The sequence below is a fragment of the Sphingobium sp. LF-16 genome, from assembly GCF_003711185.1.
In the GTDB taxonomy this organism is placed as follows: domain Bacteria; phylum Pseudomonadota; class Alphaproteobacteria; order Sphingomonadales; family Sphingomonadaceae; genus Sphingobium; species Sphingobium yanoikuyae_A.
Genome location: NZ_CP029335.1, coordinates 614,215 through 627,435, shown reverse-complemented (window position 1 = coordinate 627,435; position 13,221 = coordinate 614,215). Strand labels below are relative to the sequence as shown.

Sequence of the window (13,221 nt, the reverse complement as noted above, 5' to 3'; positions counted from 1 at the left end):
GCGCGGGTCACGACCGAAGTTCACAGTGTAAACGGCCTTTTCGGGGCATTTGCACCTGCTTCGCCCCCATGATGCACCACCCACGCGCCGGTAACGCGCCATGGCAGGTTCGACAGACGCGCCCGGCGCGCGCCGACAAGGCCCCACCCGCGCACCTGCGCAGCGACAGCGACGCCCCCGTCGCGCGCCAGTTGCATGGATAGCGGAGGCAGGATGAGCGGCAGCGTCATGCCCCAGCTTAGAGCAGGGCAGATCTGTAGGACAGCGGCATGCGGGATTGGCGGATCGAGTTTCGATCAAGCACCGCCCATCCCATCATCGTCACCCTGAACTTGTTTCAGGGTCCATTCCTCCCAATAGACCAATGGTTTGTTAGGCTTGATGGATGCTGAAACAAGTTCAGCATGACGTCGGTGGGATGGCCGTAAGCCACCCACCCCGGTCACGCCGCCGGATCGGACTCCGCCGGCTTCTGCGCGCGCTGTTCGTCGACAAATTCGCTGATCGCCTTGCCGCTGGCGTTGAGCAGCGGATAGGTGCGGGCGTCGGACAGCCAGTCGGGGCGGCGTGCGCCGCTACCGTAGAATGTGTCATAGACCAGGGAGAAGGCGAGGAAGACCAGGGTCGCGCCGATCAGGCCCTTGATCGCACCGAAGCCGCCGCCCAGCACCCGGTCGATCGGGCCGAGCACCGACTGACGGGTGCGCTGGCCAATCGCGCGGGCGAGCAGCTTGCCCGCGCCAAAGGTGATGGCGAAGATCAGGAAGAAGGCCAGAACCGCCGCCCCGCTCTCGCTGCCGACGAAGCTGGTCAGCAATTCGGTGACCGAGGCGTGGAACAGGCTGATCGCGAAGATGCCCGCGACCCAGGCGATGAGCGAGAGGGTTTCGGTCACGAACCCGCGCAGCAGGCCGAATATGGCGCAACCGCCGATGAGGAGGAGGACGAGGATATCGACGGCGTTCATGCCGCGCTGGCTATCCGCGCCCGAGCATCTGGTCAACCAGCTGTGCAAGGGTGCGGAAGCCGCTGACCGAAATCCCCTTCACCCCGTCCGCGCCCGACGCCGGCACGAAGGCGCGATTGAAGCCCAGTTTCGCCGATTCCCGGAGCCTGAGCGGCGTGTGCGAGACGGGCCTGATCTCGCTCGACAGCGCAATCTCGCCGAACAGCACGACATCGGCGGGCACCGGCCGTTCCGACAAGGCCGACATCAAAGCGGCGGCGACGGCCAGGTCGGCGGCCGGATCGGACAGGCGATAGCCGCCCGCGACATTGAGATAGACTTCGCAGGTCGAGAAGCTGAGGCCGCAGCGCGCCTCCAGCACGGCGAGGATCATGGCTAGCCGGCCGCTGTCCCAGCCGACCACTGCGCGCCGAGGCGTCGCCCCGCTCGACAGCCGCACCACCAGCGCCTGGATCTCGACCAGCACCGGCCGCGTTCCTTCGAGCGCGGGGAAGACGGTGGCGCCCGTCACCGTCTCGTCGCGATTGGTGAGGAACAGGGCGGATGGGTTGGCGACCTCCTCCAGCCCCTCGGCCACCATCGAGAAGACGCCGATCTCGTCCGTGCCGCCAAAGCGGTTCTTGATCGCGCGCAGGATGCGATATTGGTGGCTGCGCTCACCCTCGAACGCCAGCACCGTGTCGACCATATGTTCCAGCACGCGCGGGCCGGCGATGCTGCCATCCTTGGTGACATGGCCGACCAGGATCAGCGCGGTGCCGCGCTGCTTGGCGAATTTGATCAGTTCCTGGCTCGATGCGCGCACCTGGCTGACGGTGCCGGGCGCGCCCTCGATCAGGTCGCTGTGCATGGTCTGGATCGAATCGATGATGAGCAGCGCGGGCGGCACGCCGTCGCTGAGCGTCGTCAATATATCGCGCACCGATGTCGCGCTCGCCAGTTGCACCGGGGCGTTGCCAAGGCCCAGCCGCTGGGCGCGCAGCCGCACCTGGTCCGACGCTTCCTCCCCGCTGATATAGGCGACGGTCAGCCCGCGCGAGGCGACCCGCGCCGCCGCCTGCAGCAACAGGGTCGACTTGCCGATGCCCGGATCGCCGCCGATCAGCGTCGCCGATCCCGGCACGATGCCGCCGCCCAGCGCCCGGTCGAACTCGGCGATGCCGGTGCTGGTGCGCGCGGGCAGTTCCACCTTGCTGTCGAGGCCGATGAGCGTGATCGCCCGGCCGCCGCCCTGCAGGTCATGCTTGGCGGAAAAGACGGTCTCGGCCGCTTCCTCGACGATGCTGTTCCATTCGCCGCAGTCATCGCACTGCCCCTGCCACCGGCCGGAGACGGTGCCGCATTGCTGACAGACGAATTTGCGCTTTGCCTTGGCCATCGCCCACGCATAACAGAACATAAAAGGAACACAAACGCGATCTTGCATCGAGGCTGGAAACCCCCGCGCCGCTGGCGCATTGAAGCAGCATGTCCGCCACGATCCGCGTCGCCAGCTATAATATCCGCAAGGCCATCGGTACCGACCGCCGCCGCTCGCCCGAGCGGGTGATCGACGTGCTGAACGAGGTGGATGCCGACATCATCGCGCTGCAGGAGGCCGACCGGCGCTTCGGCATACGCTATGCCGCGATCCCGCCGCTGCTGCTCGACCGCCAGAGCGGCTACAAGCCGGTGCCACTCAATGTCCAGACCGATAGCATGGGCTGGCACGGCAATGCCATCATCGTCCGCAAGGAGGCGGAAGTCGCCGCCTATGACGTGCTGCACTTGCCCTGCCTGGAGCCGCGCGGCGCGACCATGGCGGAGGTCGCGATCAAGGGCGCGACCCTGCGCGTGTTCGGCATGCATCTCGACCTGTCGGGCCTGTGGCGGCGCAAGCAGGCGGCGGCCGTGATCCATGCCGCGGCGCAGGGTCATGCCCTGCCGACGGTATTGATGGGCGACCTCAACGAATGGAGCGCCGAACGCGGCTGCCTGGCCGACTTTGCCCGCCATTACAGCTTTGCGCCCTGCGGCCGCAGCTTCCACGCCCGCCGCCCGGTCGCCCGGCTCGACCGGATCATGCATTGCGGCCGCATCCGCCTGGTCGACAGCGGCGTCCACGAAAGCGCCGCCGCGCGCAAGGCGTCGGACCATCTGCCGATCTGGGCGGAGTTCCGGGTCGGGTAAAAGCGGGCGCGTGTTGGGGATGGCTGAGGGTCTGAAGACGACCAGAATCTGACGTACCTAGTTCCTCCCCAAGCTTGCTTGGGGAGGTGGCAGCGCGAAGCGCTGACGGAGGGGAAATGGCGCAAGCGCAACGCTATTGCCCCTCCACCGCCTTCGGCGGTCCCCCTCCCCAAGCAAGCTTGGGGAGGATTTTCGGACAGTCTGCTTTCCACCCCCTTTCGTCATTCCCGCGCAGGCGGGAATCCATCCCCTGACCTTGCATCTGGTCCGACGCTGTGGAGATGGATCCCCGCCTGCGCGGGGATGACGGTGGAAAACAGGCCGTTGCTTAGCCACCCACCCCGCCATCCCCCCTTCCCGCTTTCGGACAGGGGGTGGGACATTCCGCCTCTCGACAAGGCGGCCTGGCTTTGCGATCCCTATCCCCATGAGGGAGAAGGAATTACGCCTCGCGCTCGTCTGCTATGGCGGGATCAGCCTGGCCGTCTACATGCACGGCATCACCAAGGAAATCTGGCACCTGACGCGGGCGAGCCGGGCCTTTCATGACGGGGTGGCGCCGCAGGGGGCGAGCGAGGCGGTCTATCATCGGCTGCTCGCCGATATCGAGGCAGCGAGCGGCACGCGGCTGCGCATCCTGCCCGACATCATCGCCGGCGCCAGCGCGGGTGGCATCAATGGTATCTTCCTGGCCCAGGCGATCGAGACCGGCCAGTCGCTGGAGCCACTCACTGCGCTGTGGCTCGACAATGCCGATGTCGACGAACTGCTCGATCCCGACGCCCGCCCCGCCCGCGCGCTGACCAAATTCTGGGCGACGCCGCTGGTGTGGATGGCCGCGCGCCGCCCCGGCGACGCGGTCGAGCGCACGGTGGCGCCCGACACGCGCGAGGAGGTGCGGATGAAATTGTCGCGCTTCATCCGCTCGCGCTGGTTCGAGCCGCCCTTTGGCGGAGCGATATTCTCGACCATGCTGCTCGACGCGTTCGACGCGATGGCGGCGACGCCGGCCGGGCCGTCGCTGCTGCCCGACGGCCATCCGCTCGACCTGTTCGTCACCGTCACCGATTTCGACGGCCATGTGCAGAGCCTGAGCCTCAACAGCCCGCCCCAGGTGATCGAGACCGAGCATCGGCTGTCGATCGGCTTTCGCGGCCGGGGCGGCAGCGCCAACGGCTTTGCCGATCCGGCCGAACTGGTCTTTGCCGCGCGCGCCACCGCCAGCTTCCCCGGCGCCTTCCCGCCCTTCACCGTGCGCGAGCTGGACCGGGTATTAAAGCGCCGCCACCGCGCCTGGCCCGGCCGCGACGCCTTCCTGGCGCGCGTGCTGCCGCGCCGGGCGGCACGGGGCGAGGCCGAGGACGCGGTGCTGATCGACGGATCGGTGCTGGCCAACGCCCCCTTTGCCCAGGCGATCGGCGCGCTCAAGAACCGGCCGTCGCGGCGCGAGGTCGACCGCCGCTTCGTCTATATCGATCCCAAGCCCGGCCACCGGTCGATCCACCTCAATCGCGAGGGCGAGGAGGAAGCCGCGCCGATCGGCGAGAATGCGCCGCTGCCGGGCTTTTTCCGCACCATCTTCGGCGCGCTGTCGGACATTCCGCGCGAGCAGCCGATCCGCGACAATCTGGAGGCGATCGACCGCCATTCCGCCCGCATCCGCCGCATGGGCCGGATCATCCAGGCGCTGCGCCCCGGTATCGAAGCGGAGGTGGAGGGGGCGATCGGCCGCATGCTGTTCCTCGACCGGCCGACGCCGGCGCGCCTGTCGGCCTGGCGCGGCAAGGCGCAGCAGCGCGCCGCCGCCTCGGCCGGATTCGCCTTCCCCGCTTATGCTCATCTCAAGCTGTCGGGCATCGTCGAGGATCTGGCCGCGCGCCTGTTCCAGTTGAGCGGCGAGGACGCGCCGATGATGCGCGAAGCCTATCGCCAGGCGATCTGGAAGCAGGTGCGCGCGATCGGGGCCGACCAGTTAACCGAGGATGCCGGCTCCGCCGCCGCGCCCGTCCTCTTCTTCCGCACCCATGACCTGGCCTTCCGCATCCGCCGCCTGCGTTTCCTGGCCCGGCGGCTGGCCGAGACGCTGGAACTGGAGGCCGATGCCGACAGCGAGGCGGTGCAGGCGATGCACGACGCCATCTATCGCGCGCTCGCCCTCTACACCGAATGCGAGGGCAATGATTTCTACAATGACCATGTCCGCGCCGCCGCGGCGCAGGTGCCGACCGACGCCGGTGCCGCGCTGGAGGCGATGGCCCAGGCGCGTGGCCTGCGCGCCCGCGACGAGGCAGCCGACATGCTGCTGGCCGAGGCGCTCGCCAACCTGCCCAAGGCCGGGCGCCGCACCATGTTGCTGGCTTATCTCGGCTTCCCCTTCTCCGACATCGCGACCCTACCGTTGCTTCAGGGTGACGCTGTCGATGAATATGATCCGATAAAGGTCGACCGGATTTCGCCCGAAGATTGCACCGCCATCCGCGCCGGCGGCGCCAACGCCACGCTAAAAGGCATAGAATTCAACAATTTTGGCGCCTTCTTCAGTCGGGTCTATCGGGAGAATGACTATCTGTGGGGCAGGCTCCATGGGGTGGAGCGTCTGCTGGATATCGTAATTTCCGCAATTCCTGCCCCAACCCGTCTTCCCGAAGGGGCGTTGCGCAACTATAGGCGGGCGGCGTTTCTGGCGATCCTCGACGAGGAAGAGTCGCGCTTGCCGCATGTTGCGGATCTGATCGCCGGACTGCGGGAGGAAATCGGGTGAAGGGGCGTTTGAAGCTGTTTCCGATGATGCTGGCGCTGGTGCTCGTCACCGGCTGCAAGGGCTCGTCCGATGACAGCGCACAGGCCGCCCCGGCCAGCGCGCCGCAGCAGGTGGCCGTTGCCGTCGTCCAGCCCGATCCGCCGCCGCCCGCACCGCCCGCCGTCCTGCCCTCGCGCCCAGCGCCGATCGTCACCGTCGGCCCGCCCGGCCCGACCAATTCGCTCGACCTGCCGCCGTCGAGCAATGCGGCCCAGCCCGCCCCCTTCCCGCGCGAAGTCACCGCCTTCATGGTCGATCGCGACAGCTGCGACCATTTCCGCGGCGAGGAACCCTATGATGCGGAACGGCGCGCCTATATCGAGGAAAGCGTCGCCGAACTCTGCTCCGGCACCGACGCGAAGCTGGCCTTGCTGCGCAAGCGCTACGAAAAGATGCCGGACGTCATCAGCGCGCTGAGCAGCTATGACGCCCGGATCGAGGGCGAGGAACCCTGAGGCCGCCTCGCCCGCACTAGCGCCATCCGGTCAGGCGGCGACCGCCAGGCAGGCTTCCCTTATGTCGCGGGCTAGTTCGTCGACCCGCTCCACCTGTGCATCCCAGGCGAACATGAATCGCGCGCCGCCGCCGATGAAGGTGTAGAAGCGCCAGCCGCGCGCGCGCAGGGCATCCAGCACCGGCGCGGGGGCCGACAGGAACAACGCATTGGCCTCCACCGGGAAGATCGGGCTGACATCGGGCAGGTCGGCGATCGCCGCCGCCAGCCGGGTCGCGCAATCATTGCCATGGCGGGCATTGCGCAGCCAGGCGCCGCTTTCCAGCAGGCCGATCCAGGGCGCCGACAGGAAGCGCATCTTCGACGCCAGCTGTCCCGCCTGCTTGCAGCGATAGTCGAAATCCTGCGCCAGCGCGCGATCGAAGAAGATCACCGCCTCGCCCACGGCCATGCCATTCTTGGTGCCGCCAAAGCAGAGCACGTCGACGCCCGCCTTCCAGCTGATCTCCGCCGGATCGCAGCCCAGGCTGGCGCAGGCATGGGCAAAGCGCGCGCCGTCCATATGCAGTTTCAGCCCCAGTTCGCGGCACACGGCGGAAATCGCGCGCACTTCCTCGACCGTGTAGACAAGGCCGGTCTCGGTCGGCTGGGTGATGGTGACGACGCGCGGCTTGGGGAAATGGATGTCGGACCGGCTGGTCGCGAGCTGCCGGATCGCGTCGGGCGTCAGCTTGCCGTCGGCCGAGGGCGCGGCAAGCAGCTTCGACCCGTTGGAGAAGAATTCGGGCGCGCCGCATTCGTCGGTCTCGACATGGGCGGCCGCCGAACAGATCACGCTATGATAGGATTGGCACAGCGCCGCGAGCGCCAGCGAATTGGCGGCGGTGCCGTTGAAGACGAAGAAGACCTCCGCATCGCCGCCGAACAGGGTACGGAAATTGTCCGCCGCGCGCTGCGTCCATTCATCCTCGCCATAGGCCGTCGCCGATCCGCTGTTCGCCGCGAGCATCGCGTCGAGCGCCTCGGGGCAGGCCCCGGCATAATTGTCGCTGGCAAATTGCTGTGTGGAAATGGGCACGTCATGCTTCCGTCTGCTGGTGTGTGACCAAGCATCGGATCAACGTCGTCGTGGCTGCATGTCCCGTTGGATTGCCGGTCCGGCCACATCCCCCTCTTTCGAAAGGCACCACCTTGCTCGGGGAGCAGGTTGGTGTCGGACGTTGGCCCGACTCTTGATGTTGCCGGTGCGATTATCGGCCGGGCGATGCCGCGTCAAGCATCAGCGCAGCAGCGCCTCTATCCCCTTCGCCAGATCGATGTCCCGCTGCGACAGGCCGCCGGCATCATGGGTGGTGAGCGTGATTTCGACCCGATTATAGACGTTCGACCATTCGGGATGATGGTCGGCCTTTTCCGCCAGCAGCGCCACCCGCGTCATGAAGCCGAAGGCGGCGACGAAGTCGGGAAAGGTGAAGCTGCGCGCAATCCCGTCCGGTTCGGCGACCGCCGTCCATTCGGGCAAATCCGCCAGCGCGATCGCCCGTTCCGTTTCGTTCAGTCTGGCAAGCATTTCTCTATCCTGCGTTATTTCTTTCGCCTATGTGACAGCCATGCCTGACACTGGTCAATCGTTCCGCTTCGCCCCTACCCCACAGGAAATCGAGACACTCGCGCTGGAGGCCCTGAGCCGCCTGCCCGAGCCCTTCCGTTCCTATCTCTCCAATGTCGTGATGCTGGTGGAGGATTTTGCCGACACCGATATCCTGAAGGAGATGGAGATTGACGATCCGTTCGGCCTGACCGGCCTCTATAGCGGCCGTCCCTTCGGGCAGGAGGCGCAGACCGGCGACCTGCCGCCGACCGTGCATCTTTTCCGCCGCCCGCTGCTCGACGAATGGGTCGAGACGGGCGTGCCGCTCGAAGCGCTCATCACCCATGTCGTGGTGCATGAAATCGGCCATCATTTCGGCCTGTCGGACATCGACATGCATGTGCTGGAGGATATGGTCGCCCCATGAGCGGTGCGGCGCTGCGCCTGTCGGGCCTGGCCTGCCTGCGCGGCGGACGCCTGCTCTTTGCCGGCGTCGACCTGGTGCTGGCGGCCGGCGGCAGCGCCTTGCTGCACGGCGCCAACGGCATCGGCAAGTCGAGCCTGCTGCGCCAGTGCGCCGGATTGCTGCCCGCCTACGCCGGAACCATCGACCGCCAGGGCAGCGTCGCGCTGGCCGACGAGCGACTGGCGCTCGACATGGAATTGCCGCTCCACCGCGCACTCGGCTTCTGGGCACGGCTTGACCGGGTGGATGCGGCCGCGCTCGACCGCGCGCTCCACGCCATGGCGCTCGCCCCCTTGCGCGACGTGCCCGTGCGCATGCTCTCCACCGGCCAGCGCAAGCGCGCCATGCTCGCCCGCGTGATCGCCAGCGGCGCGGATATCTGGCTGCTCGACGAACCGGCCAATGGCCTGGACGATGCGTCGGTCGCGCTGCTCGGCGCGGCGGTGGCGGACCATCTGGCGGCCGGCGGCATCGTCGTCGCTGCCTCGCACCAGCCATTGCCGCTGACCGATCCGGTGCGGATCGAGATGGCCGCCCATGTGCCGGACCCGGCGCAGGAGGCGTCATGCGACTGATCGCCCTGCTCGTCGCCCGCGACCTGGGACAGGCCTGGCGCTCGGCCGGGCTGTGGCTGCCGGTCGCCTTCCTGTTGCTGGTCGCCAGCCTCTACCCCTTTGCGGTCGGACCCGACGCCGCCCTGCTCGCCCGCACCGGTGGCGGCATGCTGTGGATCGCGGCGCTGCTCGCCAGCCTGCTGCCGGTCGACCGGCTGGTCGCGCCCGATCGCGACGCCGGCATCCTGGACCAGATCGCGCTGCGCGGCATCAGCGAGGAGATGGTGGTGATCGCCCGGCTGATCGCCCATTGGCTGGGTTTCGGCCCGCCGCTGATGATCGCCGCCCTGCCCGCAGCCGCGCTGCTGAAGCTGGACGGCGCGACGATCCTGACGCTGGAGGCCGGGCTGCTGATCGGCACGCCCGCGCTTGCCGCGCTCGGCCTGCTGGTAGCGACGCTGACCGCCGGACTGCGCTCGTCGGGCGCGCTGGCGGGCCTGCTCGCCCTGCCGCTGGCGGTGCCGCTGCTGATCTTTGGCGCGGGCACACTGGGCGATGGCAGCGGCGCCGCGTTCAAATTCCTCGGCGCCGCCTCCCTGCTGCTGGTCGCGATCACGCCGATCGCGGGCGGCGCGGCGATCCGCGCGGGTCGGGAATGAGGTTTGTGCAACGCGCAAGGCGTTGACATTGGCGGGCCGCAATGGTCCCATGCTGCATCGCAACAAACTCCGGCAGCGGGCCATGCCCGCCAAGCGCGAGGTACCCGATGCCCGATCCGACTGCCGAGCCGCAAAGCCGCCTGATCGACCTGGCCCTGCAGGGCGGCGGCGCCCATGGCGCCTTCACCTGGGGCGTGCTCGACCGCCTGCTGGAGGAACCCTAGCTGCGGATCGACGGCATATCGGGCACGTCGGCCGGGGCGATGAACGCGGCCGTACTGGCCAGCGGCTATGCCCATGGCGGCGCGCCGGGTGCCCGCCGCGCCCTCACGCGTTTCTGGAGCAAGGTGTCGGACGGGGCAATGTTCAGCCCGTTCCGCCGCAGCCCGCTCGACATAGCGCTCGGCCGCTGGACGCTCGATTATTCGCCGCTCTATGTCGGCATGGACCTGATGGCGCGGCTCTGCTCGCCCTATGATCTCAATCCGGGCGGGTTCAACCCGCTGACCGACATCCTCAACGAATGCGTCGATTTCGACTATCTCGCCGCCAGCCCGATCCGCCTGTTCATCACCGCGACCAGCGTGCGCACCGGCCAGGCCCGCGTGTTCCGCAATGCGGAGATCACGCCCGACGTGCTGCTCGCCTCCGCCTGCCTGCCGACCATGTTCCACGCGGTCGAGATCGATGGCGAGGCCTATTGGGATGGCGGCTATTCGGGCAATCCGACGCTGACGCCGCTGGTGCGCGACTGCGATTCGGACGACACCATCCTGATCCAGGTGAACCCGGTCGAGCGCGCCACCGACCTCTACGCCGCACGCGACATTGCCAGCCGATTGAACGAGATTTCCTTCAACGCGGTGCTGTTGCAGGAAATCCGGATGATGGCGCTGCTGCGCCAGGTCGCCGATCCCGGCCATGGCGAGGGCGAGAAATGGGCGAAGATGCGTATCCACCGCATCGCCAGCGCCGACATGCTGCAATTCGGCCATTCGTCCAAGCTGAACGCCGAATGGGCTTTCCTGTGGAAGCTCAAGAAGATCGGGCGCAAGGCGGCGGACGATTTCCTGAAGGATCATGGCCAGGCGATCGGCCGGGAATCGACGCTCGATATCGACGCGCTGCTCGCCCATGTCTGAGGCATTGAGCTTCCTTGGCATATTGGTCGCGCTCGGCGCGCTGATCGCCATGGCCTATCGCGGCTGGAGCGTGCTGTTCCTCGCCCCGGCACTGGCGATGATTGCCGCCAGCTTTTCGGGCTATCCGATGCTGGCGAGTTGGACCCAGATATTCATGGTCGCCGCCGCCGGCTTCCTCGCCCAATTTTTCCCGCTCTTCCTGCTCGGCGCGATCTTCGCCAAGCTGATGAACGACAGCGGATCGGTGCGCACCATTGCCGACGCCATGATCGGCTGGCTGGGGTCCGGCCGCGCGATCATGGCGGTGGTGCTGGCCGGCGCGATCCTGACCTATGGCGGGGTCAGCCTGTTCGTCGCCTTCTTCGTGCTGGTGCCGATGGCGCAGGCGCTGTTCCGCGCCGGCAACATCCCCCGGCGGCTGGTGCCCGCGACCATCATCCTGGGCACATCGACCTTCACCATGACCGCCCTGCCCGGCACGCCGGCGATCCAGAATGTCATTCCCATGCCCTTCTTCGGCACCTCCATCTATGCCGCGCCGGGCCTGGGCCTGATCGCCGCGATCATCATGCTGGCGGTGGGCCTGGGCTGGCTGTTGCGGGCACAGGCAGCGGCCGCCGCCCGGCAGGAGGGCTATGATCCCAGCCTGTCCCCCGTGGCGCCGGTCGACAGCGCGCGGATGCGCGAGCATACGACGACGGCCTCCACCTTCGACCCCGCAGAGATGGACAAGGGGGCGCCCACCGACGACCGCCCTTCGCTCGGCATCGCCTTCCTGCCGATCGGCGTGATGATCGGTTGCAACCTCATCCTCTCGCTCTGGCTGTTCCCGACCTGGGACGCGCCCTTCCTGGCGGAGCCTTTATGGGGCAGCACCAGCCTGGGCGCGGTTGCGGGCATATGGTCGGTGACGGCGGCGCTGATGATCGCGACGCTCGCCATCATCCTGTGCAACCGGGCGCGCCTCGTCAGCCTGCGCGACAGCATCGATTCGGGCGCCAACGCCGCCGTGCTGCCGATCATCAGCGTGGCGAGCCTGGTCGGCTTCGGCGCGGTGATCGCCGCGCTGCCCGCCTTCCACATGATCCGCGACTGGGTGCTGGGCATGGGCGGCGGGCCGCTGGTGTCGCTGGCGGTGGCGACCAACCTGCTCGCCGCGCTCACCGGATCGGCCTCGGGCGGGCTCACCATCGCGCTAGAGGCGCTGGGGCCGACCTATATGGACATCGCCGCGCGAACTGGCACCGACCCCGCCATCATGCACCGGGTGGCGGTGATCGGGTCCGGCACGCTGGACATATTGCCGCATAATGGTGCGATCGTGACGTTGCTGGCGCTGAGCGGCGTCACCCACCGCGAATCCTATCTGGATATCGCCATGGCCGGCATCGTCAGCTCGCTTGCGGCGCTGGTCGCCGTGATCCTGATCGGGTCGACGCTGGGCAGCTTCTGATCCCTTCGCCCCTTGGCCGGGTCGACAGGCGCGCGCGCATCGGCCATGGGCTGCGCCATGTTCGGCATTATCGCATCCCTGTTGTTCGTTCTGATCTGGTCCACCGGTTTCATCGTCGCCCGCGCGATGGTGCCCCATGGCGCGCCAGAGCTGATCCTGGCCGCGCGCCTGTGCCTGACGGCGCTACTTCTGGGTGCGCTGGCGCTGCATGGGCGTCAGCCCTGGCCGCGCGGCCGGCGATTGGGGCTGCATCTGGCGGCGGGCGCGATGCTGCATGGCCTTTACCTCACGCTCAGCTGGTGGGCGGTCAGCCATGGCATGCCGGCCGGCATCATGTCGCTGCTGGGCGCGACACAGCCGCTGATGGTGGCGGTCGCCAGCGTCGCGATCCTGGGCGAGCGCTTGCCCGCGCGCGCCTGGAGCGGCCTTGCCATCGCCATCCTGGGTGTCGGCTGCGTGCTGATGCCGGCGATCGCCAAGTCGGGCGCGGGCGCGATCACGCTCATTCCCGCGATCGGCGGCATCGTCGCGGTGCTGGCGATGACCGGCGGCACGCTGATCCAGCGCGGCACGATCGGCGGCGATCCGATCTGGGTGTCGGGCGCGGTGCAGAATGCCGGCGGCGCGCTGGTGGCGATCGCCGCCACCCTGATCGTGGGCGAATGGCGCTGGGACAATAGCCCGATGTTGTGGATCGGCCTCAGCTGGTCGGTGCTGGGCCTGTCGGCCGCCGGCCTGTCGCTGCTGGTCTGGCTGGTGCGCACCCAGGGACCGACGCGCATGTCGATGCTGCTGCTGCTGGTGCCGCCACTGGCCGCGGTGGAGGCCTGGCTGCTGTTCGGCGAGAAGCTCGGCCCGGTGCAGATCGCCGGCTTCGCGCTGGCGCTGGGCGGCGTGCTGCTGGGCCGGTCGCAGCCCAAGCGGACCGAGGTGGTGGAGCCGGCCTGAACCGCCACCGCGCCGTCA

The 13,221-nt window shown here is 68.0% G+C and carries 13 protein-coding genes and 1 riboswitch; of the genes, 9 read left to right on the top strand and 4 right to left on the bottom strand.

Going from position 1 to position 13,221, the window contains the following annotated elements:
- Nucleotides 1-442 precede the first annotated feature (442 nt).
- Together DIZ22_RS03075 and radA are read right to left on the bottom strand one after the other, a co-directional pair.
- Nucleotides 443-967 (bottom strand): CvpA family protein, encoded by a 525-nt coding sequence (locus DIZ22_RS03075; RefSeq protein WP_048937477.1) that lies wholly within the window; start codon nucleotides 965-967, stop codon nucleotides 443-445.
- Between the two features lie 10 nt (nucleotides 968-977).
- Nucleotides 978-2,345 carry a DNA repair protein RadA gene (gene radA, locus DIZ22_RS03070; protein ID WP_048937564.1) on the bottom strand — a complete coding sequence of 456 codons (1,368 nt, stop codon included), beginning with the start codon at nucleotides 2,343-2,345 and terminating at the stop codon, nucleotides 978-980.
- Nucleotides 2,346-2,434: 89 nt separating this feature from the next.
- Here radA and DIZ22_RS03065 point away from each other — a divergent pair, with 89 nt between their 5' ends.
- The 3 genes from DIZ22_RS03065 to DIZ22_RS03055 all read left to right on the top strand — a co-directional run bounded on the left by DIZ22_RS03065 (nucleotide 2,435) and on the right by DIZ22_RS03055 (nucleotide 6,391).
- Complete coding sequence (locus DIZ22_RS03065; protein WP_048937476.1) at nucleotides 2,435-3,136, top strand: endonuclease/exonuclease/phosphatase family protein; 702 nt, start codon at nucleotides 2,435-2,437, stop codon at nucleotides 3,134-3,136.
- A gap of 427 nt (nucleotides 3,137-3,563) precedes the next feature.
- Complete coding sequence (locus tag DIZ22_RS03060) at nucleotides 3,564-5,897, top strand: patatin-like protein (protein ID WP_048937475.1); 2,334 nt, start codon at nucleotides 3,564-3,566, stop codon at nucleotides 5,895-5,897.
- Entirely contained in the window at nucleotides 5,894-6,391 is a 498-nt protein-coding gene (locus tag DIZ22_RS03055) for a hypothetical protein (RefSeq protein WP_048937474.1), read from the top strand. Before DIZ22_RS03060 ends, DIZ22_RS03055 begins: the two co-directional genes overlap by 4 nt.
- A gap of 30 nt (nucleotides 6,392-6,421) precedes the next feature.
- On the opposite strand, the gene DIZ22_RS03050 is transcribed toward DIZ22_RS03055, so the two are convergent.
- Complete coding sequence (locus DIZ22_RS03050; RefSeq protein ID WP_048937473.1) at nucleotides 6,422-7,468, bottom strand: low specificity L-threonine aldolase; 1,047 nt, start codon at nucleotides 7,466-7,468, stop codon at nucleotides 6,422-6,424.
- A gap of 57 nt (nucleotides 7,469-7,525) precedes the next feature.
- Nucleotides 7,526-7,634, bottom strand: a riboswitch (SAM-I-IV-variant riboswitch).
- 35 nt (nucleotides 7,635-7,669) lie between these two features.
- Nucleotides 7,670-7,960: a 4a-hydroxytetrahydrobiopterin dehydratase gene (locus DIZ22_RS03045; RefSeq protein ID WP_004207923.1), complete on the bottom strand. Its 291-nt coding sequence runs from the start codon at nucleotides 7,958-7,960 to the stop codon at nucleotides 7,670-7,672.
- Nucleotides 7,961-8,000: 40 nt separating this feature from the next.
- Here DIZ22_RS03045 and DIZ22_RS03040 point away from each other — a divergent pair, with 40 nt between their 5' ends.
- The 6 genes from DIZ22_RS03040 to DIZ22_RS03015 all read left to right on the top strand — a co-directional run bounded on the left by DIZ22_RS03040 (nucleotide 8,001) and on the right by DIZ22_RS03015 (nucleotide 13,203).
- Entirely contained in the window at nucleotides 8,001-8,408 is a 408-nt protein-coding gene (locus DIZ22_RS03040) for a metallopeptidase family protein (RefSeq protein ID WP_010336310.1), read from the top strand.
- Nucleotides 8,405-9,022 carry a heme ABC exporter ATP-binding protein CcmA gene (gene ccmA, locus DIZ22_RS03035; RefSeq protein WP_048937472.1) on the top strand — a complete coding sequence of 206 codons (618 nt, stop codon included), beginning with the start codon at nucleotides 8,405-8,407 and terminating at the stop codon, nucleotides 9,020-9,022. The genes DIZ22_RS03040 and ccmA overlap by 4 nt, the downstream gene beginning before the upstream one ends.
- Nucleotides 9,013-9,660 carry a heme exporter protein CcmB gene (locus tag DIZ22_RS03030; protein WP_010336308.1) on the top strand — a complete coding sequence of 216 codons (648 nt, stop codon included), beginning with the start codon at nucleotides 9,013-9,015 and terminating at the stop codon, nucleotides 9,658-9,660. Before ccmA ends, DIZ22_RS03030 begins: the two co-directional genes overlap by 10 nt.
- Before the next feature lie 263 nt (nucleotides 9,661-9,923).
- Nucleotides 9,924-10,802: a patatin-like phospholipase family protein gene (locus tag DIZ22_RS03025; RefSeq protein WP_240626796.1), complete on the top strand. Its 879-nt coding sequence runs from the start codon at nucleotides 9,924-9,926 to the stop codon at nucleotides 10,800-10,802.
- The gene (locus DIZ22_RS03020) at nucleotides 10,795-12,255 is read left to right on the top strand and encodes a GntP family permease (protein WP_048937471.1); all 1,461 of its coding nucleotides are present in this window, start codon (nucleotides 10,795-10,797) and stop codon (nucleotides 12,253-12,255) included. The genes DIZ22_RS03025 and DIZ22_RS03020 overlap by 8 nt, the downstream gene beginning before the upstream one ends.
- 45 nt (nucleotides 12,256-12,300) lie before the next feature.
- Nucleotides 12,301-13,203, top strand: a complete 903-nt coding sequence (locus tag DIZ22_RS03015) for a DMT family transporter (RefSeq protein WP_122927890.1) — start codon at nucleotides 12,301-12,303, stop codon at nucleotides 13,201-13,203.
- Nucleotides 13,204-13,221 lie beyond the last annotated feature (18 nt).

Bases quoted from the DNA above. Each gene is read 5' to 3' on its own strand.
- DIZ22_RS03075 (WP_048937477.1), bottom strand. From the start codon at position 967: ATGAACGCCGTCGATATCCTCGTCCTCCTCCTCATCGGCGGTTGCGCC.
- radA (WP_048937564.1), bottom strand. From the start codon at position 2,345: ATGGCCAAGGCAAAGCGCAAATTCGTCTGTCAGCAATGCGGCACCGTC.
- DIZ22_RS03065 (WP_048937476.1), top strand. From the start codon at position 2,435: ATGTCCGCCACGATCCGCGTCGCCAGCTATAATATCCGCAAGGCCATC.
- DIZ22_RS03060 (WP_048937475.1), top strand. From the start codon at position 3,564: ATGAGGGAGAAGGAATTACGCCTCGCGCTCGTCTGCTATGGCGGGATC.
- DIZ22_RS03045 (WP_004207923.1), bottom strand. From the start codon at position 7,960: ATGCTTGCCAGACTGAACGAAACGGAACGGGCGATCGCGCTGGCGGAT.
- DIZ22_RS03040 (WP_010336310.1), top strand. From the start codon at position 8,001: ATGCCTGACACTGGTCAATCGTTCCGCTTCGCCCCTACCCCACAGGAA.
- ccmA (WP_048937472.1), top strand. From the start codon at position 8,405: ATGAGCGGTGCGGCGCTGCGCCTGTCGGGCCTGGCCTGCCTGCGCGGC.
- DIZ22_RS03030 (WP_010336308.1), top strand. From the start codon at position 9,013: ATGCGACTGATCGCCCTGCTCGTCGCCCGCGACCTGGGACAGGCCTGG.
- DIZ22_RS03025 (WP_240626796.1), top strand. From the start codon at position 9,924: ATGAACGCGGCCGTACTGGCCAGCGGCTATGCCCATGGCGGCGCGCCG.
- DIZ22_RS03020 (WP_048937471.1), top strand. From the start codon at position 10,795: ATGTCTGAGGCATTGAGCTTCCTTGGCATATTGGTCGCGCTCGGCGCG.
- DIZ22_RS03015 (WP_122927890.1), top strand. From the start codon at position 12,301: ATGGGCTGCGCCATGTTCGGCATTATCGCATCCCTGTTGTTCGTTCTG.